We start from the raw sequence: 22990 nt of genomic DNA, 5'->3' as shown, positions 1-22990 counted from the left end.
TTAAATCCTCATACCGCTGCGATACTTTCATTTGTTTTTCTTGCATGTGCAGCTGGTTTTTTATGAGCGGAGAAGTAAGAATAGACTGCAGGGATAACATAGAGCGTCAATATACCTGCGAATACTAATCCGCCTACTACCACGATACCCAGTGACTTACGGCTGCCGGAAGACGCGCCCAGTGAAAGCGCAATCGGGAGTGTACCTAAGATCATAGCGAGGGTGGTCATGAGGATAGGTCTGAACCGGGATACCGCACTGGCCCTGGCTGCCTCTAACGGAGAAGCACCTTCCTGTTTGGTATGGTTGGCAAATTCTACGATCAGGATACCGTTCTTGGTAATCAGACCAATCAACATAATGATCCCGATCTGACTGAAGATATTGACCGTCTGTGCGGTGAACCAGAGACTCATTAATGCACCTGCGAGTGCCATGGGGACGGTCAGCAGGATGATGAAAGGATCCCGCAGACTTTCAAACTGTGCGGCCAGTACCAGGTAGATCAGCACGATGGCAAAGAGGAATGCGTACATCAGACTTGAACTGCCTTCTGCGTAGTCGCGGCTTTGTCCGGCGAGACTGGTACGGAAATCTTTGGGCAATACCTTTTTCGTGATCTGGTCCATTTCTTTGATCGCTTCCCCCAGACTGACACCCGGGGCAGGTGTTGCAGAGATCGTAGCACTGTATGCCTGATCATAACGATAAATGGCAGACGGACTGATCGCATCTTTCAGCTGTACGAGATTGTCCAGTGATACCATCTCACCCTTTGGTGTTTTTATGTTCAGGGAACGCAGATCGGTAGGTGCGGAGCGGTCCTTACGGTCCAGTTGTCCGATAACCTCATACTGTCTGTCGTTGTAAATGAAATACCCATATCTCCTTCCGCTCAGTGCCAGTTGCAGCGTACGGCCAATTTCTTCCGTAGAGATGCCTAATTGCGCGGCTCTGTCACGGTCGATGCTGATACCTACCTCCGGACGATTGATCTTAAAATCGGGGTCAGAGAAGACCAGTTTTTTACTCTTATAGACTTCTTCCATCAGCTTCGGCATGAGGTCTGTCAGTTCTTTCAGTCCGGGCGCCTGTACCACATACTGTACCGGTTGTGTATTGTCTCCTGTACTGATGGTAGGGAACTGAATCGGGATGAACAACACATTACGGAACCTGCCGGATGCTGCTACCAGTTTATCATAAACCTGTGCCTGTGTCAGTTTACTTTTCCGGTGTTCCGGTTTCTCCAGGAATATCCAGTGGAAGCCACTGTTCACCGGTTGTTCCAGGTCACCCAATGCACCCGCAGTAACGGCATAGGTGATATCATCTTTATGATCGGGAATAGAATCTTTAATATACTGACCTATTTCTTTCATGGAGGCTTCCATACTTTCGAAAGACGTTCCTTCCGGCGCAATCACGGCGATACCGATACTGGAACGGTCTTCCAGCGGCGCCAGTTCAGAAGGCAGTTTGGGGAGTAAACAGAAGGTTAGTCCGAAGGACGCTGCCAGTAGTATAAACGCTACCCAGCGTACCCGCAGAAACGCGTTTAAGGATCTTTCGTAGGCATTGTTGAAGGCGATGAAATAGGGTTCTGTTTTACGGTATAACCAGTTATGACCGGTGTGTGCTTTCAGCAGATAGGCGCTCATCATCGGCGATAATGTCAATGCCACGAATGCGGAGACCATAACGGAACCGGATACAACTACTGCGAATTCACGGAACAATTGACCGGTTACACCTCCCAGGAAAAGGATCGGAAGAAATACGGTCGCCAGTGTGATTGTGGTAGAGATGACGGCAAAAAAGATTTCATCCGATCCTTTAATGGCCGCTTCTTCAGGTGTCATACCTGCTTCCACTTTGCTGTAGATATTTTCCAGTACCACGATCGCATCATCTACTACTAAGCCAATGGCCAGTACAAGTCCCAGCAAGGTCAGTACGTTGATGGAGTAGTTGGCCACATACATGATGAAGAATGCAGAGATAATAGACACCGGGATAGCCACTAATGGAATGATGGTACTACGCCAGTCACGCAGGAAAATGAAGATGATCAGGGATACCAGCATAAAGGCCAGGAAAAGCGATTCTTCTACTTCTTCCAGCGAGTTACGTACAGGTTCGGTAAAGTCTTTACCTAATGTGATCTCGTAGTCTTTAGGGGCTGTCTTTTTGATCTCTTCGAAACGTTTATTGAATTCATCTACGATCGCGAGTGAGTTAGCGCCACGCTGCGGACTCACATTCGTACCTACGCTGAAATTAGCGGTTGGTCCGCTGAAGGTAATCATGGAGGTACGCTCGTTTTTAGAAGACATGACCGCTGTGCCGATATCCTTGAAACGGATCATGGCGCCGTTTTTCTGGCTGATGATCATGTTATTAAAGTCTTCTTCGGTCACCAGTCTTCCTTTTGTACGCAGGGATACTTCTGCATTTTGCCCTTCAATCCTGCCACTGGGTAGTTCTACGTTTTCACGCTGTAAGGCTTGTTGTATATCGGCGGGCGTCAGACCGTAAGCGCTCATTTTAACCGGATCCATGCGCAGGCGCATAGACCTTTTACGGCCTACATATACATTGACTAATCTTACGCCGGGAATGGACTGTAATCTTTCCTTAATATTAGTATTAACAAAGTCGGTGATATCTTCCAGGCTTTTCGTCTTACTCTGCACGATCAGAAACACGAGCGCTTCGGAAGGGCCGGACTTCTCTACTACAGGCGGTTCAATGTCCGTCGGCAGTTGCATCCTTGATTTGGATACTTTGTCACGTACATCACTGGCAGCGGCTTCCAGGTCAGTATTCAGGTTGAATTCGACAGAGATGACGCTGACCTGTTCACGGGAAACGGATTTGATCGTACGGATACCATTGGCTTCCGCAATTGCTTCTTCTAATGGTTTGGTAACCTGTGAAGCAATCACGTCGGCACTGGCGCCGGGATATACGGTGGTGATCGTGACTACCGGAGAATCGACTACCGGATATTCCCTGGTACCCAGGAAGAAGTAGCCGACGATACCCAGCAGCAGGATCAGTACTGACATGACGGCGGCCAGTACCGGGCGGGTGATACTTATTTTAGATAAAGATGCCATGATAGAGAATTATTTAATAGAAGTAAATTGAACAGCTGCGCCAGGTGAGAGGCGCAACATGTTACTGGTGACTACTGTATCGCCAGCGCTCAGTCCTTCGGTGATATGAATGGTATTGGCATTCCGTTCGCCTGTTTTAACAGTTCTGATAGCTGCCTGGCCATTTTTTATCACAAATACACTGTAGCCGGCTGCTGAAGGCATCAATGCCTGATTAGGTACCATTACAGCGTCTTTTACGTTATGCAGACTCACAGATACCCTGGCGCTCTGACCGGGGAGCAGTTCACCGTCTGCATTGCCGGTAATGGCGCGGAGCAGCAGGGTACGGGTATCATTGTTCAGTTTTGCTTCCTGTGCGATGATGGTACCGTCATATTCTTTGTTGCCGGACTCTACTTTGAAGTGAATCGGATCGCCGGTTTTGAAATTGGCGGCATATTTTTCAGGGATATAGAAGTCCACTTTTATCCTGCTTTTATCTTCCAGGGTAGTGAGTGTCTGGCCCGGTGTGACCAGGGCGCCGGGATGTATATTCACTAAGCCTATTTTACCGGCAAATGGGGCCGTTATACGCGTTTTCTCGATATTCACCCTGATCTGTCTGATCTGTGCCTGTAATACGCGTAAACTGGTCAATGCCTGGTCGTAGTCCTGTTGTATGGCTGCCTGATTGGCGATCAGATCTGCAAGGCGGCGTTCATTGATGATCGCCAGCTTTTCCTGTTGCAGATATTGGTCGAGTTGTGCCTGTAAATCCGCATCATCGAGTTTGAACAATAGTATACCGGCAGCTACCTGTTTACCTTCTGCTGCGTATACCGTGCTGACTTTTTTGCTTAGTTCACTCATGATATTGACTTCCTGTACGGCCGCCAGTGTACCGGAAATCTCCATGTTTTCGGAAAGGTTTTCCGGTTTGAGTATCATCGCATCCACGGGAATACCGGGAGCGGCTGCTATCGTATTGTCCTGTTTTTTGTCAGATGCAGACGTTGCACAGGCGGATAGCGTTATCACAATACCTGCGAATAATAGTAGTGTTTGTTGTTTGATAAGATCGTTGCTCATCGTATTGTATTTTATGTTTTATGGTGATGTACGGACATGACAATGTCACACCGGCATATGGATGCCGGTCATTTCCCTGGCTGCATGGTGATCATGTATGCTTAGCTACGGTAAGACTTAGGTGTTACCTGCACATTCTTTTTAAAGAAATTAATGAAGTGTGGTAGTTCTTCGAAACCAAGACACCAGGAAATTTCCGAGATGTTCCAGTCCGTATACTTTAATAAAGAGCGGGCTTCCTGCAGTATCCGTTGTGAGATTAGTTGTGAAGTGGTTTTGCCGGTAGTTTCTTTCAATGCCCTGTTCAGTGAATTGACATGCACGGAGAGTTGTCCGGCGAAGTCAGTTGGAGAACGGAATTTCACCCGCTGCATAGGAGAGGAGATCGGGAATTGTCTTTCGAGTAGTTCCATAAAAAGGGACGAGATACGTGCGAAGGCATTGCTACTGGTAAATAAGGTGGTAGCAGGTTCCATTTTCATGGCTTCGTGTATGAGTTCGAATACGAGGTTTCTGATGACATCATATTTGTACGTATACTCCGAACCAATCTCGTCAAACATACGATTGAACAGCTCCGTGATGCGTTGTTTTTGTGTGTCGGAGAGAAAATAAATCGGATGACCACCAGGTTGAAATACCGGGTATTCATTGAACTTTGCCGCTCCGAACTGATGAAAGAAAGATTCCGTGAATATACAGACGTAGCCGGATAGTGCATCATCCAACGGTTCCCAGTGATAGGGAATATTGGGATTGCCAAAGATCAGCGCGTTGTTTTCTATCTGGATGGTCTTGTCTGCATATTCATATTTATGCCGTCCGTTAATCAGACTTACCTTAAAGTATTCTTTTCTTACGTAGGATCCGCATTTGGTACTGTTGTGTACAAAATCACTCAGCCGGAATACATTAAAATGACCCAGTTCGTTCTTCAGATTCTCCGGCATCCAGTTCAGTTTGGCGCGGTAGAAATCCTCAACGGTATATATTTGGTCCATGATGTAGAAATTGAATGATGATGATGCAAAATTAGATCGTTTGATAAGGAGGACGGCTACCATATTCAATCCATTTGCTGCAAAAATCAAACATAGCAATGTGGGATCCGTTTTGAGATGCTGGTATTAGTGTGTAAGTTTGTTGAAGCGATCTATGCCTTTAAAATGAGCCTGTTAACGGATTTTGGAATTACCTATGGATACAGCTAAATGGACAAACCTGATTTTTGTTCCTACGGAAGATGTAGACGAAGAAACAACCGACTATTATGAACTTGTAGGCTGGGGCCACCAGCATATAGATCATCCGAATGTGCTTTTATTGGAGATAAGTGATATATATCTGATGGAGGATGTGTGGTGGATTGTCAATGATGAAAATCATAGCAGATCGGAGAAGGGGAGGATGATATCGTCTTTTCAGCCGAAGCGAAAGTAATTATTTTGCAGCATCTGAAAGAATACAGAGATGCCAGACGCTGGTATGAAAATGCAAGGAGCATGGAAATGCTTAGTCGGATTATAGCGCTGTTTGAGTTGGCAATCGCTACAAACAGAGGCGTATATTTCCGTTTTTAGTGTAGGCATCTGTTCTCCGTATAATACCGTTATTACACCGCCATTATGCCGTTATCTCTTCGTTCATGAACGGACAAATAACGGCATAATGGCGGTGTAGTAAGGGTTTAATGGTAGAAATAAGCCAAAAGAACGGAGCGGACGGGCGTTTGCGCCGAAAAGATCATCTTCCTACAGACCGTTTTGTAAGCCATTTTTCAAACACTGCGACCAGATTACTCTCAACAAAAGGTTTGGTGACAAAATCATCCATACCAGCCGCCAAACATTTATCGCGTTCTCCTTTCACATTACCGGCTGTCAGTGCGATAATAGGGATGTGTACATGCGGACTCAGCTCCCTGATCCTGCCGGTCGCTTCATAGCCATTTACAATAGGCATCTGGATGTCCATAAAGATCATATCCGGCAAATGTTGTTCACAGCTTTCCACCGCTTCCCGGCCATTTTTTGCTTCTACGATCTGGGACGCCGGCGCGATTTTCCGGATAATTGTGGTGGCCAGCAGCATATTGATAGGGTTATCTTCCGCAATGAGTATTCTGATATTACCTTTTATTTTTCGGGATTCTTTATTTACCTGTAGTGTATTCTCCATATCTTCTTTCGTGTACAAATGAGACAGGGCATGAAACATCTCCTGTATTTTGATGGGTTTGAGCAGCCGTTGACTTACATGCAGTTCTTCGCAGGCTTTGATCAGCTTTTCGTCGTCAGCCGAACTGTGTAACAGGATGATGGCGGGATCTTTATCGAGTTCGCTGAAATTCTCCCTGATTTTACGGATGGTTTCGATGCCATCCATGACAGGCATATGGTAGTCCATCAGGATGACGTCATAATGCTGTTTGGTCATCAGGAATTGTAGCGCTTCAATACCATTGGCGGCTTCGTCAAAACGGATGTTTTTGAGTTGCAGCATGGTTTTGAGGATCGTACGGTTGTTGATATTATCATCTACGATAAGTACATCCCTGACAAGATCCATGTTCCCCCATTCGATTGGTTGGCCGTCTTCCGTTCTGACATTGAGATCAAAGAAGAAGGTACTGCCTTTGCCGGTGGTGCTTTCCAGTTGCAGCTTGCTGCCCATCAGGGCCAGGAGTTTGTTGGAAATGCTTAGTCCGAGTCCGGTGCCGCCATATCTTTTAGTAGTGGAAATATCTTCCTGGAGGAAGGCTTCGAATATCTTTTCCTGCTTGTTTTTACGGATGCCGATACCAGTATCCCGCACTTCAAAACGGATGGTCGTCATACCAACGGAGGGGTAAGCGATCGGTTTTATTTCCAGCTCGATTTCTCCTTTTTCGGTGAATTTAACCGCGTTGCTTAAAAGGTTCAGTAAGATCTGTTTCAGCCGGACGATATCTGCCCACATAAAACGCGGTAGTTCAGGGGATACGTTCAGCAACATTTCCAGTCCTTTTTGCTGCGCCTGAAAACTTAATATATCACTGGCCTGACTACTAAATTCATAGATATCGCATTTGCTGATATCCAGTTCTATTTTGCCGGCTTCGATCTTGGAGAAGTCGAGTATGTCATTGATGATACTCAACAGGGAATTGGCGGATTGATTGACGATGGCTACATATTGCTGCTGAGTTTCATTTAGGGCGGTTTTGAGCACTAGGTCAGTAAAGCCGATGACGCCATTGAGCGGCGTACGGATTTCATGGCTCATATTGGCCAGGAATTCAGACTTGGCTTTACTGGCATATTCTGCCTGTATTTTGGCTTCTTTCAGGTCGCGTTCTGCCTTCTTTCTTTCGGTGATATCCACGGCAATACCCAGATAACCGGTGATCACTGCATTGTCCCTGATGGGTGTTACGACCATCGATATGATGATCTGTGAGCCATCTTTACGGATATAAGTCCATTCCCGGCGTTCAGAGCCTTCCAGTTCGGGTACATACGTGAATACCTCAAAGCCTTCGATATGCTGTCCGGATAGGGCTGATAATTCAATGCTCCGGTTCATGATTTCTTCTTCTGCATGGAGGATGGTCCAGGATTCTTTTCCGGTGACTTCACCTGCTTTATAACCCAGCAATCTTTCCGCGCCTTTGTTAAAGAGGGTGATAATGCCTTCGTGATCAGTCGCGATGATGCTGACTTCCGACGCAGATTCCAGGACATCTTCCAGTAGTTGCCGGGACTGTTGAATAGCGAGGTCCGCTTTTTTCTTTTCGTCGATATCCTGGAAGGTGCCGTACAGTCTTTTACACACACCGTCTTCAAACTCTGCATGTCCGATGGATCTGACCCATAACTTTCTGCCCCGCCAGGTAGTGATCTGTAATTCTATCTGCCAGGGGGAGCCGTTAGTGATGGCTTGTTCTACGACGGCGTCCAGTAGTATGCGGTTGTCGCCGGTATAAAAAGACATGGCATTATCTGGTGTGAGGTTGAAGTCTTCGGGAACTTCATGGATCTCACAGGTGACGGTCGACCAGTGTAATTGCTGCGTGCCAAGATCAACCTCCCATCCCCCGATGCGGGCTACCTGGTTGGTACGTTCCAGCAGTTCCTTTGTGCGTTTGAGATCTGTTTCCAGTTCGTGTCTTTCTGTGATATCTGCGGCATTGCCTATGACATAAGCGCTGCCTTTGCCATCATTGATCAGTACATTGTTAAACAGCCAGATACGGATATGTCCTTTCTTATGCTGTGTATGCATCAGGCCCGTTATTTTACCTTTGATCCTGATATTGATGAGGTATTGGTCGAGATCAGCATGGTATTGTTGCGGGATCAGCTGATAGAGGTTCATTTGCAGCAGTTCCTCGATGCTGTATCCGACGCTGTCGGCACTGGCCTTATTGACGTAGGTGATATGACCGTCCAGGTCATGCCGGCACATCATACCCAGCGAATTTTCGAAGAAGGTACGGGCATTGGTTTCACTTTCGATCAGGGCCTGTTCCTTGAGTGTTTCGCTGGTGATATCCCGGCCCATGGCAAAGATGTTCCCGGTGTGTGGTTCGGGCGTAGCCACCCATTGTATCAGGCGGTAATCGCCTTCTGCCGTCCTTACACGGTGAGTGAAAGAGATGGTTGATGCTCCTTCTCCCATTTTAGCAAGTTCTTTTCCTGTACTGGCGGTATCGTCGGGGTGTACCAGGTCCAGTGCGGACATTGTTTGCAGGTCTGCTTCCGGCCAACCCAGTACAGTGGTAAATGCTTTATTGAATTGCCATAGTCTGCCGGAGAAATCAGTGATACATACCAGTCCTTCGGAAAGGTCAAACAGTCTGGTGAAATAATGCATTTCCTGTCTCCGCCGGTTGGTCTGTATAGTATCTGAGATCTTTTCTGCCAGGATGGATAAGGCTGTTTGTTCGTTGCTGGTCAGCCGGGCAGGTTCGGTATGCAGGACGATGAATGCCCCCAGCAGAAAGCCTTGTTTATCCCGCAGGGGAAAGCCCGCGAATGCGCGTATATGGGGTGCTGTCACGACCGCTTTGTTATCGCGGGTGAGGGGATCGTTCAGGGTGTCAGTTACTTCGGTGAATAAGCCTTTGTGCAGGATCTGCTGCATAAAGCCCCAGTCAGGAGACGTTTCCTGTATACCAGGTACATCGGTTGCGGAAATGATCAGTTGCTGGTCATTTCCGGCAATACAGATTGCGGAAAAGGGAAATTGACAGATAAGGGGGGCCAGTCTGCAAAACTGATCGAGGGACGGCTGGGGCATGAGTTGCAGCAACCCGTACTCCTGGAGCGCTCTTAACCTTTCCATCTCACTTTTGGGGGCAGCATTCTCATTCATATGGACATGGAACTATAAGTGCAATATAGTCAGATAATCAATACATACTGATTTTCAATAAAAAAGCCTTGGATAGAGAGTGAAACTTATCCTGTGAGATGTTACTTATTTATGTTAATTTCTGCACACCATTGGTGAAAACCTGCAATCTCCTATTCAACCTCAACTGGTATTTTTGAAAAAAGGGTGATCAACCAAATCTTGTTAAACAGAACCAAAAGGACTCGTGAAGAAAACATTTTTTTGCATCGATGCGCATACCTGTGGGAATCCCGTCAGGTTAGTAGCCGGAGGAGGACCTGCGCTCCACGGAAATAATATGAGTGAAAAGCGGAATCATTTTCTGAAAGAATATGACTGGATCAGAACGGGACTGATGTTCGAACCCCGTGGTCATGACATGATGAGCGGTAGCATCCTGTATGCGCCGCATGATCCTGCCAATGACGTGGGGGTACTGTTTATCGAAACCAGTGGCTGTCTGCCGATGTGCGGACATGGCACCATTGGAACGATCACTATTGCCATTGAGGAAGGCCTGATCCAGCCAAAGACGCCCGGACTGGTACGTATGGAGGCGCCGGCAGGACTGGTGCTGATTGAATACAAACAGGAAGGTAAGAAAGTGAAAAGCGTCAAGCTGACTAATGTGGCGTCCTATCTGGCAGCGACGGATCTGGTTGTAGAGTGCCCGGATCTGGGACCACTGACAGTGGACGTTTCTTATGGAGGCAACTATTATGCGATTGTAGACGTACAGGAAAACTTTCCCGGATTAGAGCACTATACTGCTTCTCAGCTGATCGGCTGGGCCAGGGAATTGCGGAAACGCATCAATGAAAAATACACCTTCATACACCCGGACAATCCTCATATAAACGGATGTTCACACGTATTATGGACCGGCGCGGTCATGGACCCTGCGTCTACTGCCCGCAATGCTGTTTTTTACGGTGATAAGGCCATTGACCGTTCACCCTGCGGTACCGGTACTTCGGCACGTATGGCGCAATGGTATGCCAAAGGCAAACTGAAAAAGGGCGACGACTTTATTCACGAGAGTATCATCGGATCCCGCTTTATCGGTACGATAGAAGAAGAAACGACGGTGGCCGGTGTACCTGCTATCAGAACAGGTATCGAAGGCTGGGCAAGGATTTACGGATATAATACCATTACAATAGACCCGGAAGATGATCCGTATGCATATGGATTACAGGTGATTTAAACTACAATATGGAAGTACTCATTATCGGCGGAGGAATTATAGGTCTGAGCAGTGCCTTTTATCTGCAACAGGCAGGATATGCAGTGACTGTGATCGACAGAACGGATATGCAGCAGGGATGTTCCTATGGCAATGCGGGATACATCTGTCCCAGTCATTTTGTGCCACTGGCGACGCCTGGTATTGTCAGACAAGGCTTAAAATGGATGCTCAACGCTAAAAGCCCCTTTTATATCCGGCCCAGTCTGAGTCCGGATATGATCAGCTGGGGGTGGCAGTTCATGAAAAGTGCGACTCGTGCACATGTGGAGCGATCTGCGGTACCGTTGAGGGATATTGCACTATTGAGCAAAAGGCTGTATGAGGAGTGGACACAGACACCCGGACTGGACTTTTCCTATGACCCGCAAGGGATGCTGGAATTATTCAATACGGAGGAGAACGCACATCATGCGGAGGAGACGATAAAAGAGGCCAAATCGCTGGGATTGGACGCCCGGCTGATAGATAAGGCCACTCTACAAAATATGGAGCCGGATACGGCTATAAATGCCTTAGGAGCGGTTTATTTCCCTGGTGATGCACAACTGTATCCGAATCAGCTGATGAATAGTCTGAAAGACTGGTTACGGACACATGGTGTACAGTTCAGGGGCAATGAGGAAGTAACAGGGTTTATTACGGATGGGAATAAGGTAAAGGGCGTCAAAACAAAGACTGCCGTCTACGCGGCTGATCATATTGTAGTGGCGGCAGGTGTATGGAGCCGTGACCTGGCCAGGGAATTACAATTGAAGATCCCGATGGTGGGAGGCCGGGGCTACTCTGTTACCTTTGAAAATGGGCCCTATAAGGTAAGACATTCGGTTATTCTCAGTGAAGCCAGGGTGGCAATTTCTCCGATGAACGGGAATAAGATCCGCTTTGGCGGTACGATGGAAATTACCGGACTCAATGCCCCTCCGCGTATGCAGCGGGTACAGGGCATCCTGGAGTCTGTAAAAAGATATTTTCCGGCTTATGATATCCCTTTACCGGCAGCGGAGGATGTCTGGTATGGATACCGTCCGTGCAGCGCAGATGGACTGCCGCATATCGGAACACTGGAACGTTATCCGAATGTGACAGTAGCTACGGGGCATTCCATGCTGGGGATCAGTCTGGGAGCAGCGACGGGTAAGCTGGTCGGCGAACTGGTGACCCGGGCGCCATTATCCATGGATATCTCACCTTTTAAAGTTGAAAGATTCAGTTAAACGAACTTATGATGAAAGTGATTTACTGCTTGTTAACAGCTGGCTGTCTGATAGCCGGCCGGAGCTTTGCGCAGGAAAAGGACATGCCCGCTCTTCAACAGCATTATAATGCTGACAGGGGGAGTTTGCTGCGTTTCTACCGGATAGAAAATGCGCCGGAAAGAAGAGACCGGTTAAAGGTTTTTTACAACGATTATCTGCAACAGCTGAACGGGCTGGATTTTGATCAATTGTCCGTCGGAGAACGCGTAGAATACGTGCTCTTCAAACGGAAATTACAGGATGAAGTACGGCAGCTGGAGATAGAAGAGACGGAGTATAAACAGGTGGCGGACTGGTTTCCGCAGGCGGATAAGATCTATGCATCAGAGAAGCTGAGAAGGAGAGGAACGAAACAGGATGCACAGGCATTGGCGTTGACACTAAGGGAGATGTCTATCGGCTTGCAGGAAAAGGCGAAACAACTGAGTACGGCAAAAGGATTGAATATTGTCCAGCTCCGCAGAGGCGCGGCGATTACCAGAGGGTTACAGGCTGCTTTGCATAGTGTGCATGAATTTTATGAGGGTTACGATCCGCAGTTCACGTGGTGGATCCCGGCTCCCTACAAACAACTGGATAGTGTGTTAAAAGCCTATGGAGAGATCTGGCAGCAACAGATTAAGACCATGCCGGGAGGTAAAGACGATGGTAGCGGTATAGCCGGTTATCCGATTGGAAGAGCCGAACTGGTGCGGCAGTTGCAAAGTGAGCTGATCCCTTATTCTCCGGAAGAATTAATTGACATTGCCAATAAGGAATTTGCTTTCTGTGATGCAGAAATGCTGAAGGCAAGTGAGGAAATGGGATTCGGAAAGGACTGGCATAAGGCGATGGAGAAGGTGAAGAATACGTATGTGCCTGCCGGAGAACAACCGGATGTCATCATGAAAATATATGATGAATCGATGGCTTTTCTGAAGGAGAAGAACCTGATTACGATTCCGCCGCTGGCGGCTGAGACCTGGCGGATGATCATGATGACGCCGGAAAGACAACTGGTGAATCCTTTCTTTACAGGCGGAGAGGTGCTGAGTATTTCCTATCCGACCAGTGATATGGAAGAGGCGGATAAGCTGATGAGTATGAGAGGGAATAATCCGCATTTTTCCCGCGCTACGGTACACCATGAACTGTTTGCCGGTCATGCGCTGGAAGAGTTCATGAACAACCGTTATAAGACGTATCGCAATTTTGATACACCTTTCTGGATTGAGGGCTGGTCACTGTACTGGGAGATGTTATTGTGGGATATGAAATTTCCTCGTTCACCAGAGGACCGTATCGGGATGTTATTCTGGCGGATGCACCGTTGTGCGCGTATCCTTTTTTCGCTGAACTATCACCTGGGGAAATGGACACCGCAGCAATGTATTGATTTTCTGGTGGACAGGGTCGGGCATGAAAGGGCAAATGCGGCAGGAGAAGTGCGCCGTTCATTTAAAGGCGATTACAGCCCTTTGTACCAGGTGGCGTATATGATTGGCGGATTACAGTTTATGGCGCTTAAAAAGGAGCTGGTAGACAGCGGTAAGATGACTTATCAGCAGTACCATGATGCGGTGATGAAGGAGAATTCGCTGCCGGTAGAAATGGTACGTGTAATACTGACGAATCAGCGGATCGGAAAGGATTTCAAAACGAACTGGCGTTTTTACAAGTTATGAGGGATGTTCTTATAATAAAAACGGGCCTGCCACCTAGTGCAGGCCCGATAATATCGTACAATACGGATGATAAGGAGATGCTTATTTAAAAGCAACGCCTATTCCCAGTGTAATCTGATGTGTCTTCCAATCGTACTGAGGCGCCGGAATATTGTTGATGTTGGTCAGGCCCAGCACGTAGCGGCCAATGAAACGAACATTACCAACATTGATCTGGGCACCGGCAACAGCACCGATATCGCTCTTCTTAAAGGCGTCTCTGTTAGCTTTCAGCAGATTTTCATCGATGAAGTACATGTAAGTGTACTGTGCACCGAGATTAAAGGTCAGCGCCTGGATCGGTGAGTAGCGTACCATTAATGGAATACTTACTGCACTGATCTTGATCTTGTCTCTGCCTTGTGTATTGTGATAGGTCACATATTTCTGGGCAAAGTCATTTCCTTTTTTAGCTGAAGTCTGTGTAAAAAGCAATTCCGGCTGGATACCCCATTTTTTGTCCTTTGACAGGTCGAATTCGAAGAAAGCTCCTCCCTGAAATCCTGGTTTATAGTTCGGATTAATGCCCTCACCCTTAACGTTAGAGAACATTAACGTGGCCTTTAACCCGTAATTTACACGTTGTGCAGTAGCTGCCGTTCCTGTAATTACTGCAAGGATCCCTGCCAGTAATAATCCTTTTTTCATAGATACTAATTGACGATTACAGATGATCAAAAATGAATTACGTCGCTCGTCCGCAATTCAGGCTAAAAAATTCGCGGGCAAACATACGTAATTCATGCTAGATCATAATTATTATGTCCTAAAAGTTTTGTCAGATCTTAGATGTAGTTTAGGGGCAGGGGTTTAAAATGACCTGACACTAACAGGACAGAACCGCTGTAATTATCGACGAACTGCAAAAAAGTGTCTTTTATTGCCTGCCGAACGCCGCTCTTCTTTTTTTATTTATTATTGTTTTCCAGTAACATTGTGGTCGAATATGGACCATCTTATCGTAATAATTTTCGCTTTGATCTCCTGTGCCGCACTGGGAGCGGTTATAAAGGTTGTCATCAGGAGTAATCAGTTAAAAACCAGCATTGCCGTTCTGGAAACTCAATTGTCAGCCCTCCATGAGACAGCAGGGGGCCTGCGTACCCAGGTGCAGGATAAACAATCTGAAATAGGGCAGTTGCATACCCGTCTGCAGATCATGCAGGAGGAGACGATCCGCATTGAAAGTAACGGGGAGGCCCGGTACCGGGAAGCGGAGAACCGTCTGCGTGAACAGCAGGAATTTATCGATCATTCTAATGAGAAGCTGAAAGAAGCCTTCAATTCCATTTCTGCGGAAGCGCTGAAGCACAACAATGCCTCTTTTGTGGCGCTGGCGAAATCGGTGCTGGAAACGCAGGTAACGGATGCTAAAGGTGACCTGGAAAAGCGGCAACAGGCAATAGATGCACTTGTAAAGCCACTGAACGAGACCCTGCACCGCTTTGACGAAAATATGCGTCAGCTGGAAAGCAACCGTCAACAGCAGTACGGCCAGATCAACCAGTTTATACTCGGCATCCAGCAAAGCACGGAAAAGCTGCAAAAGGAAACGCATAACCTGGTGAGCGCGCTGAAGACCTCGCATATCAGGGGCCGTTATGGAGAAATTGCGCTGCGCAGGGTGGTGGAGTTTGCCGGTATGACGGAACACTGTGATTTCAATGAACAGGTGTCTGTTCAGTCGGATGACGGTGTATTACGTCCGGATATGATTATCAAGTTGCCGGAAGGAAAGACCATTATTGTTGACTCTAAAGTGCCGCTGAGCGCTTATATGCGTGCTTTTGAAACAGAGGATGAAGAGGAGCGCAAAGTATTCCTGAACCAGCACGCCGCAGCGGTACGCGATCACCTGAAGAAGCTGAGTGCCAAAGCTTATTGGAGTCAGTGGCAGCATTCGCCCGACTACGTGATCCTGTATATGCAGATCGAATCTTCCTTTGGCGCAGCCCTGCAGGCAGATCCGACCCTGATAGAGGACGGTATCCGCAATAAGGTGGTATTTGCCACCCCGACTACCCTGATCACCTTGTTACGTACGGTAGGATTTGTATGGCAGCAGCTGCATGTGGCGGCCAATATCGAGGATATACGCATGGCAGGGATAGAGTTGTATAACCGTACAAACGTCTTATTAAGACACTTCACTAACATAGGCGGCAGTCTGAAAACGGTACTCAATCACTACAACGATGCCGTGGCCTCCCTTGAAAGCAGATTTGTGCCACAGGCACGGAAATTGTACAGTCTGGGACCAGCGCTGAAGCATCCGCTGCCTGACGTAAAGCCAATAGAGGCGGGTGTCAGATACAGTGCCCTGCAACAGGAAGAATCGCTGCCGGAAGAGGGAGAGGATAACAAGTGAAACAATATTGATTATTTTGTGGCTGATTTTTAATTTGTATTAAACAACAACCACGTAATTAATGGTCCACTCTACTCAAGGTCTGAAAAGAACTGTGGGCATGCTATGCCTGTCCCTTTGTACACTGCCGGCGCTGACACATGCGCAGCAGACAGAAACGATCACCCGTAAAGGCTATACGCTGGAGTATACGAACAAAGCGCCTGATTTCGACACTGCTGTCGGAAAACGGCTGATCGAGGCTTTCTTTGAGGTTTATCCGAAAGAAGCTGCGCGCTACAACAAGAAAACTGCAAAAAAGGTAACTTTTGTGATTGATCCTGCCTATGACGGCGTTGCTGCTACCAGCGGAGATGTAGTTACTTTCAATCCTGCCTGGTTTCGTAGTCACCCGGGAGACATTGATGTCGTAACGCATGAAGCCATGCACATCGTACAGGCTTATCCTCACCGTGCTGGTCCAGGCTGGATCACAGAAGGTATTGCTGATTATGTGAGAAATGAAATGGGTGTAGATAATGCCGGCGCTAAATGGGCTTTGCCTGAATTTAACGAAAAACAGCACTACACACAGAGCTACAGAATCACTGCACGTTTCCTCTTATGGCTCGAAAAGCATAAGAACAAGAACATAGTGAGGAAACTCGATTCCTCAATGCGAGAAAAAAAATACACAGCTGAGATCTGGAAGGAGCTTACCGGAAGCACACTGGATGAACTGTGGAAAGAATATGCTGCCAACCCGGCCATTTAATTCCAAAAGGTCCTGTCTCGCAAGGGGCGGGACCCTTTTGATGATATACACGGCTAAAGTATTTACAGGTATTAACTATAATGGATGAAAGTGAAAGCTACTTTTAAAAGGAATCTGCTGATTGGATTTGGGGTGTCACTGCTACTGCTGGTGGTGAGCTCCGTCGCCTCTTTTTTTAGTATTCGCAATCTCCTGGCCAGTGCCTACTGGGTGGATCATACTAATACGGTGATCCTAAAACTGGAAAATACATTGTCCTTTATGAAGGATGCGGAAACCGGGCAGCGTGGTTTTCTGCTGACAGGAGACGACCGTTTCCTGGAACCCTATAAAGGCGCCTATGACAGTGTACAGGCCACACTCAACAACCTGAAAGAACTCACACAGGACAATAACGAGCAACAGGTAGCCGTCGAGCAGTTGCGCCTCCTGGTAGTACGCCGTCAATCTTTGTTGCGGGAATCCATCCAGGTCCGTAAGGCCGGACAGATAATCAGCTTCGATACCTTACAGAGCGGACGTATTATTATGGATGATGCGCGCAGACTGGTAAGTACTATGGAAGACAGAGAGAAGAGACTACTGGTCATCCGTACGGCCAACCTTAACCGTATTTCCGGCTATACGCCTCTTCTTATCGTGATAGCCGCATTGTTAGCCCTGCTGATCACTTCCGTCTTTTATATACGTGTCAAACGCGATTTTGATGAACGTTCCCGCCTCCAGGAAGCCCTGGAAGAGAAGGACCGTGAGATCACACGACGTATTGATATTATACGAAGTATTGCAGAAAAGATCTCTGCAGGTGATTACAGCATCCGTGTAAGGGATGAAGAAAAAGACGGTCTGGGTAGCCTTTCAGTATCATTGAATAAGATGGCGCTATCCCTGGAAACCTCCTTCAACGAACTGGCTGATAAGGAATGGCACCAGACAGGAGTGGCTGGCCTGAACGACAGGATGGTGGGAGAGAAGAACGTGGAAACGCTGACCGGGCATATCGTCGAATTCCTTGCTGAATATACACACAGCCAGGTAGGTGCATTGTATCTCACTGGTCCGGATAACAGATTATACCTGTCTGGCAGCTTTGCGTTGGCCAACACCGCCAACCGCCGGGAAATTCCTATCGGACAGGGAATGGTCGGACAATGTGCTATCAGTGGCAAAACATTGCTGTTACAGGATATTACCCCTGAAAATATTACCATCAGTTACGCCAGCGGCGAGATCCGTCCGCGGAATATAGTGGCAGTGCCCATCCATTATGAAGGATATGTAAGAGGTGTGATCGAACTGGCTTCACTGACTGCTTATACCCCTAATGACCTGGCATTCCTGGAATCAGTGATGCATAATATCGGACTGTCGATCAATACTTCAGAGAACCGCCGTCGTGTGCAGGAATTGCTGGAAGAAACACAGGCACAGTCGGAAGAGTTGCAGGTACAACACGGAGAACTGGAAAATATCAATACCGAACTGGAAGCACAGGCGCAAAAGCTGCAGGCATCCGAAGAAGAATTGCGTGTACAGCAGGAAGAACTACAACAGGCCAATCAGGAACTGGAAGAACGTTCCCGTTTGCTGGAAGACCGCAACCAGGTGATTGTAGAACGTAACCTGGAAATACAGAAGAAAGCAGAAGAGCTGGAAATCAGCACGAAATATAAATCAGAGTTCCTGGCGAATATGTCCCATGAACTGCGTACCCCGTTGAACTCTATTCTGTTGTTGAGCAGATTGATGGCGGAGAACAATGAAAAGAACCTTTCAGATGATCAGATAGAATCCGCGCAGGTAATCCAGAGTTCCGGTAAGGGCTTACTGAACCTGATCGACGAGATCCTGGATCTGTCCAAGATAGAGGCCGGTAAGATGGACCTGGAATATGCGCCGGTACCGGTACATGAGATCTGTAATGATATGGAGGCGCTGTTCGGACCTATTGCCCGCGAAAAGAACCTGGCACTGAATGTTCAGGTGATGTCAGATGCGCCGGCATTGATAGAGACGGACAAGATGCGTTTGGAGCAGATCCTGAAAAACCTGTTGTCAAATGCGTTGAAGTTTACCGCTAAAGGCGCTGTTACCCTCCAGGTGACGGCGGTTGCGCAGGATCCTTCCATCGTGAGATTTGCAGTGAGAGATACGGGTATCGGTATACCGGTTGAGAAACAACAGGTTATATTCGAAGCCTTTAAACAGGCCGATGGTTCTACCCGTCGTAAATATGGTGGTACAGGATTAGGATTGTCCATCAGCCGTGAACTGGCGAAACTGCTGGGCGGAGAGATCCGTTTGGAAAGTGAGCCTGGACATGGCAGTGAGTTCGTTGTAACGATTCCGCTTCGTCCACAGGAGAACAGGGAACAACCCGTGCAGGAAGCCACACAGCAACAGGCGGAGGAAGTGTATCATGAAGCGGTAAGGGCGAAAGAAAAGAGAGACGATTATATCGCAACGGAAATACCACAGGAAATACCGGATGACAGGGAGAACCTGAAGGCGGAAGATAAGATCATCCTGATCGTAGAAGACGATACCAAATACGCAGGTATCCTGCTGGATTTCACCCGTAAGCGTGGTTATAAAGGAGTTGTGGCGGTACGTGGAGACTATGGTATTGAGATGGCGCAACGTTACAGACCGGCGGCTATCCTGCTGGATATCGTATTGCCGGTACAGAGTGGCTGGCAGGTAATGGAAGCGCTCAAATCCAATCCGGTGACCCGTCCGATTCCGGTGCATATTATTTCTTCACTGGAAGCGAAGAAGGAGAGCTTGCAGAAAGGCGCGGTAGATTTCATCAACAAGCCGATGGCACTGGATAAGATGCCGGAGATCTTCCAGCAATTAGAGAATGCATTGACAAAGAATCCGAAGAAAGTGCTGATCGTGGAGGAGAATCCGAAACATGCAGAAGCACTGGCTTACTTCCTGGAAAACTTTAATGTCAGTACGGAGATCACGGGCAATATCAGCAGCAGCGTTGCGGCTTTACAGAAGAAGGACGTCAATTGTGTGATCCTGGATATGGGGGTACCTGACCAACATGCGTATGAGACCCTGGAAACGGTGAAGAGCAACCCCGGACTGGAAAACCTGCCGATTATCATCTTCACGGGTAAGAACCTGTCCCGTGCGGAAGAAAACCGTATCCGTCAGTATGCAGATTCAATCGTGATCAAAACAGCGCATTCCTATCAGCGTATGCTGGATGAGGTAGCGTTGTTCCTGCACCTGGTGGAAGAAAAAGCAGGACATAACAAGCCGGCAAGAAAACAACAGGCGCCGCTGAAAGAAGTATTACAAGGCAAAACCGTGCTGATTGCAGATGACGACGTGCGTAATATCTTCTCCCTGACAAAAGCGCTGGAGCAGCATAAGATGACGATCGTTTCTGCGCTGGATGGAAAAGAGGCAATGCAGCAGCTGGAAAATAATCCTAAGATAGATATCGTACTGATGGATATGATGATGCCGGAAATGGATGGTTATGAGACGATCCGGACCATCAGGGACATCCCTAAATACAGACACCTGCCGATACTGGCGGTGACCGCTAAAACGATGCTGGGCGACCGTGAGAAATGTATTAAAGCCGGTGCTTCCGACTATATCTCCAAACCGGTAGATATAGACCAGCTGGTATCGTTGTTACGGGTTTGGTTGTATGATAATGCAAGAGGTTGATCATTAAAGACTAAGAATACAAACAGCATGGGATCCTCTTCAAAGAAAGTGCTGATCATCGATGATGATACCAGGAATATATACGCACTGCGTATGGTATTGAAAGCCAAGGGATACGACTGTATCACAGCAATGGATGCACAGACGGGGTTACAATTACTGGCAGATCAGCCGGACATTGGTATGGTACTGATGGACATGATGATGCCTGAAATGGATGGTTATGAGGCACTTGGCAGAATACGCGGAGATGCTCGTACTGCCGCCATACCTGTTATTGCCGTTACAGCACAGGCGATGGTGGGGGACCGTGAAAAATGCCTGGCAGCAGGCGCCTCCGAGTATGTTTCCAAGCCTATAGACCAGGATATACTGCTCGACATCCTGAAAAATAAATTCAATATGTGATAAAGCCCAAATATTATTTATCTTTCACCTGTGAAACAATGCATAATATATGCGTGTTAACATGTAATTAACTCTTTTGCGCTGCGGGAAAACGGATATTTACGTTAACAACTGTTAACGTACCCCAAAACAACTCTTATGCAGCAAATGGATGATTCGGCAATGCTTATTGCGCTTAAAGAGGGCGAAATAAAAGCTTATCAGTATTTCTTCATGAAATATTATAAGCCGCTCTGTTTGAAAGCACGGATGATGCTGAATAATATGGAAGATGCGGAGGGGCTGGTAAGAAGTGTTTTTGTGAAGGTATGGGAAGAGAAATTATATTTGGAAATAGAACATTCAGTTGGAGGCTATTTTTACAGACTGGTACATAACAATTGTGTACTAATACTGAAAAAAGGGTCCAATAACCGTCTGACAAACGATCCGGGGTTCTTACTAATGCAGCAGGTTCTTGTACCTTTACAGGGATTTCTGATGCTGCGAAGGAGACAGGTGTCGATGGACTGTAGTGAAGGAATCAGTTTGTCTTTATTATCAGACGATAGATTTCGACCGGATTTTTCAACTATATTACATAGTATTCAGGTGTTGATAAGCAAAAGTACAGCAGCCCTAAGATCCCTGATACTCCGGACAAGACTATGAGTGCCAACGAAAAACCTATTGCCCAGAACGAGTAAGAACTTTGTTTTTCCCACATGAGTTACAATCAGGAACATATTTTCCAGCTGATACTGGAGAAATTAAGCGGCGATATCAGCGATGAAGACAACCGTTACCTGGAGCAGATGGCCCAGGTGGATCCCAACGTCAAACGTTGTCTTGAAGAGCTGGAAGGCGCACGCGACGTGGCCGGCCCCGAGTTTATGAATGACCTTCATAACGAACGGGCGTGGAGCAGCGTACTCTCCTTATTACACGCAGACAAGGAGAAAAAAGACCCCGAAAAGAAAAATACAATCATTATACCTGCCGCCGTGGACGAAACACGGGTAGTTTCCTTACAGAAAGATGGCAGACCCCGTTCCCGCAACAAATGGTGGCTGGCAGCAGCGATCACCTTACTGATCGCTACCGGCGGATATTATCTGCTGGGTGGCCGTTCAGCAGCCGTGAAGGGTGACAGGGGAACTGAGATCGCCGCTATTCCTGCATGGGGCGATGTACGTCTCTTACTGGAAGAAGGAGATACCGTACGTCTTGCTACCAATACCGCCGCCGATATCAATACACAGAATGCGCTCCTGCACCAGCGGGATGGTATGTTGTCATTTCAGCCGGGAGACGGTGCGGGTGGCTGGAATACACTCTTCGTTCCTACCGGTAAAGATTACAAAGTACAATTGTCCGACGGTTCTGTCGTACACCTGAACGCCTTTTCACGTCTCCGCTTCCCGTTCTCCTTTGATGGCAATAACAGGGAAGTATACCTGGAGGGAGAGGCGTATTTCGATATCGCAAAGAAAGCAGATCAACCATTTATTGTACATACTGCCGGAACTTCTGTGAAAGTGCTGGGTACATCCTTTAACGTGAACGCTTATAATGACTCCCTGATTGTTACCTCACTGGTATCAGGAAGCGTAGTGAGCGATACGGAGGAGAATGACAGCCTTTATCTGAAACCTGGTATGGCCTCAGTATACCGTAAGGGCTACCGCCAGCAACAGCAAAGCTTTGACGAAGCGATCACACTGGGCTGGAGAAAAGGAGAATATGCCTACTATAATCAACCATTAGGTACGTTGGAAGCCGTTATTTCCCACTGGTACGGCAAACAGTTATTATTTGACGATCCGGCGCTGGCCAACAAAATGCTGACGGGTGTGATCGAACGTGATCAGCCGCTTACAGATTTTTTGGAGAGCCTTGATAAAACATCCGGTGTAACGTTCAGAATTACGAATGATAAAATATATCTTAGGACAAAATAAGCCACATCTGAGTCGAAAGCCAGCTATGATATACGTACCATAAATTG

At 47.3% G+C, this 22990-nt stretch carries 14 protein-coding genes; 9 read left to right on the top strand and 5 right to left on the bottom strand.

Translation table 11 applies throughout. From position 1 onward, the window contains the following. Nucleotides 1-8: 8 nt before the first annotated feature. The 3 genes from CPIN_RS27595 to CPIN_RS27585 form a co-directional block, all read right to left on the bottom strand. Nucleotides 9-3122, bottom strand: coding sequence for an efflux RND transporter permease subunit (locus CPIN_RS27595; RefSeq protein WP_012793171.1), 3114 nt, complete (start codon nucleotides 3120-3122; stop codon nucleotides 9-11). Nucleotides 3123-3131: 9 nt separating this feature from the next. Beyond that, complete coding sequence (locus CPIN_RS27590) at nucleotides 3132-4193, bottom strand: efflux RND transporter periplasmic adaptor subunit (protein ID WP_012793170.1); 1062 nt, start codon at nucleotides 4191-4193, stop codon at nucleotides 3132-3134. 101 nt (nucleotides 4194-4294) lie between these two features. Then, a complete protein-coding gene (locus CPIN_RS27585; RefSeq protein WP_044219850.1) occupies nucleotides 4295-5194 on the bottom strand; it encodes a helix-turn-helix domain-containing protein in 900 nt (299 codons plus the stop codon). A gap of 196 nt (nucleotides 5195-5390) precedes the next feature. Here CPIN_RS27585 and CPIN_RS27580 point away from each other — a divergent pair, with 196 nt between their 5' ends. Next, complete coding sequence (locus CPIN_RS27580; protein ID WP_012793168.1) at nucleotides 5391-5633, top strand: hypothetical protein; 243 nt, start codon at nucleotides 5391-5393, stop codon at nucleotides 5631-5633. 303 nt (nucleotides 5634-5936) lie between these two features. Here the strand turns inward: CPIN_RS27580 and CPIN_RS27575 are convergent, their stop codons facing one another. Next, nucleotides 5937-9548, bottom strand: coding sequence for a PAS domain S-box protein (locus CPIN_RS27575; RefSeq protein ID WP_012793167.1), 3612 nt, complete (start codon nucleotides 9546-9548; stop codon nucleotides 5937-5939). 226 nt (nucleotides 9549-9774) lie between these two features. Between CPIN_RS27575 and CPIN_RS27570 the strand changes: the two genes are divergently transcribed. Genes CPIN_RS27570 through CPIN_RS27560 form a run of 3 tightly spaced genes read left to right on the top strand, consistent with a single transcriptional unit; the run spans nucleotide 9775 to nucleotide 13738 of the window. Then, a complete protein-coding gene (locus tag CPIN_RS27570) occupies nucleotides 9775-10776 on the top strand; it encodes a 4-hydroxyproline epimerase (RefSeq protein ID WP_012793166.1) in 1002 nt (333 codons plus the stop codon). Between the two features lie 8 nt (nucleotides 10777-10784). Continuing rightward, on the top strand, nucleotides 10785-12032 hold the full coding sequence (locus tag CPIN_RS27565; RefSeq protein ID WP_012793165.1) for an NAD(P)/FAD-dependent oxidoreductase: 1248 nt from the start codon (nucleotides 10785-10787) through the stop codon (nucleotides 12030-12032). 8 nt (nucleotides 12033-12040) lie between these two features. Continuing rightward, nucleotides 12041-13738, top strand: coding sequence for a DUF885 family protein (locus tag CPIN_RS27560; RefSeq protein WP_148230656.1), 1698 nt, complete (start codon nucleotides 12041-12043; stop codon nucleotides 13736-13738). 81 nt (nucleotides 13739-13819) lie between these two features. Here the strand turns inward: CPIN_RS27560 and CPIN_RS27555 are convergent, their stop codons facing one another. Then, on the bottom strand, nucleotides 13820-14425 hold the full coding sequence (locus CPIN_RS27555; RefSeq protein ID WP_012793163.1) for a porin family protein: 606 nt from the start codon (nucleotides 14423-14425) through the stop codon (nucleotides 13820-13822). A gap of 298 nt (nucleotides 14426-14723) precedes the next feature. Here CPIN_RS27555 and CPIN_RS27550 point away from each other — a divergent pair, with 298 nt between their 5' ends. The 5 genes from CPIN_RS27550 (at nucleotide 14724) to CPIN_RS27525 (ending at nucleotide 22943) form a co-directional block, all read left to right on the top strand. Continuing rightward, nucleotides 14724-16145, top strand: a complete 1422-nt coding sequence (locus CPIN_RS27550; RefSeq protein ID WP_012793162.1) for a DNA recombination protein RmuC — start codon at nucleotides 14724-14726, stop codon at nucleotides 16143-16145. A 100-nt stretch (nucleotides 16146-16245) separates the two neighbouring features. Beyond that, entirely contained in the window at nucleotides 16246-16899 is a 654-nt protein-coding gene (locus CPIN_RS27545) for a basic secretory protein-like protein (RefSeq protein WP_245552039.1), read from the top strand. Between the two features lie 84 nt (nucleotides 16900-16983). Beyond that, nucleotides 16984-20595: a response regulator gene (locus CPIN_RS27540; RefSeq protein ID WP_012793160.1), complete on the top strand. Its 3612-nt coding sequence runs from the start codon at nucleotides 16984-16986 to the stop codon at nucleotides 20593-20595. A 27-nt stretch (nucleotides 20596-20622) separates the two neighbouring features. Next, nucleotides 20623-21003: a response regulator gene (locus CPIN_RS27535; RefSeq protein WP_012793159.1), complete on the top strand. Its 381-nt coding sequence runs from the start codon at nucleotides 20623-20625 to the stop codon at nucleotides 21001-21003. 704 nt (nucleotides 21004-21707) lie between these two features. Continuing rightward, nucleotides 21708-22943, top strand: coding sequence for a FecR family protein (locus tag CPIN_RS27525; RefSeq protein ID WP_012793157.1), 1236 nt, complete (start codon nucleotides 21708-21710; stop codon nucleotides 22941-22943). The last annotated feature ends 47 nt before the right edge of the window (nucleotides 22944-22990 follow it).

The organism is Chitinophaga pinensis DSM 2588, from assembly GCF_000024005.1.
In the GTDB taxonomy this organism is placed as follows: Bacteria; Bacteroidota; Bacteroidia; order Chitinophagales; family Chitinophagaceae; genus Chitinophaga; species Chitinophaga pinensis.
Note: the sequence above shows the minus strand (reverse complement) of the source record. Positions and strands in the feature narration are given on the sequence as shown.

What these genes read in the sequence shown, in the direction of transcription:
- CPIN_RS27535 (WP_012793159.1), top strand. Translation starts at nt 20,623, where the DNA reads ATGGGATCCTCTTCAAAGAAAGTGCTGATCATCGATGATGATACCAGG.
- CPIN_RS27565 (WP_012793165.1), top strand. Translation starts at nt 10,785, where the DNA reads ATGGAAGTACTCATTATCGGCGGAGGAATTATAGGTCTGAGCAGTGCC.
- CPIN_RS27595 (WP_012793171.1), bottom strand. Translation starts at nt 3,122, where the DNA reads ATGGCATCTTTATCTAAAATAAGTATCACCCGCCCGGTACTGGCCGCC.
- CPIN_RS27580 (WP_012793168.1), top strand. Translation starts at nt 5,391, where the DNA reads ATGGATACAGCTAAATGGACAAACCTGATTTTTGTTCCTACGGAAGAT.
- CPIN_RS27550 (WP_012793162.1), top strand. Translation starts at nt 14,724, where the DNA reads ATGGACCATCTTATCGTAATAATTTTCGCTTTGATCTCCTGTGCCGCA.
- CPIN_RS27560 (WP_148230656.1), top strand. Translation starts at nt 12,041, where the DNA reads ATGATGAAAGTGATTTACTGCTTGTTAACAGCTGGCTGTCTGATAGCC.
- CPIN_RS27585 (WP_044219850.1), bottom strand. Translation starts at nt 5,194, where the DNA reads ATGGACCAAATATATACCGTTGAGGATTTCTACCGCGCCAAACTGAAC.
- CPIN_RS27575 (WP_012793167.1), bottom strand. Translation starts at nt 9,548, where the DNA reads ATGAATGAGAATGCTGCCCCCAAAAGTGAGATGGAAAGGTTAAGAGCG.
- CPIN_RS27590 (WP_012793170.1), bottom strand. Translation starts at nt 4,193, where the DNA reads ATGAGCAACGATCTTATCAAACAACAAACACTACTATTATTCGCAGGT.
- CPIN_RS27545 (WP_245552039.1), top strand. Translation starts at nt 16,246, where the DNA reads ATGCTATGCCTGTCCCTTTGTACACTGCCGGCGCTGACACATGCGCAG.
- CPIN_RS27525 (WP_012793157.1), top strand. Translation starts at nt 21,708, where the DNA reads ATGAGTTACAATCAGGAACATATTTTCCAGCTGATACTGGAGAAATTA.
- CPIN_RS27555 (WP_012793163.1), bottom strand. Translation starts at nt 14,425, where the DNA reads ATGAAAAAAGGATTATTACTGGCAGGGATCCTTGCAGTAATTACAGGA.
- CPIN_RS27540 (WP_012793160.1), top strand. Translation starts at nt 16,984, where the DNA reads ATGAAAGTGAAAGCTACTTTTAAAAGGAATCTGCTGATTGGATTTGGG.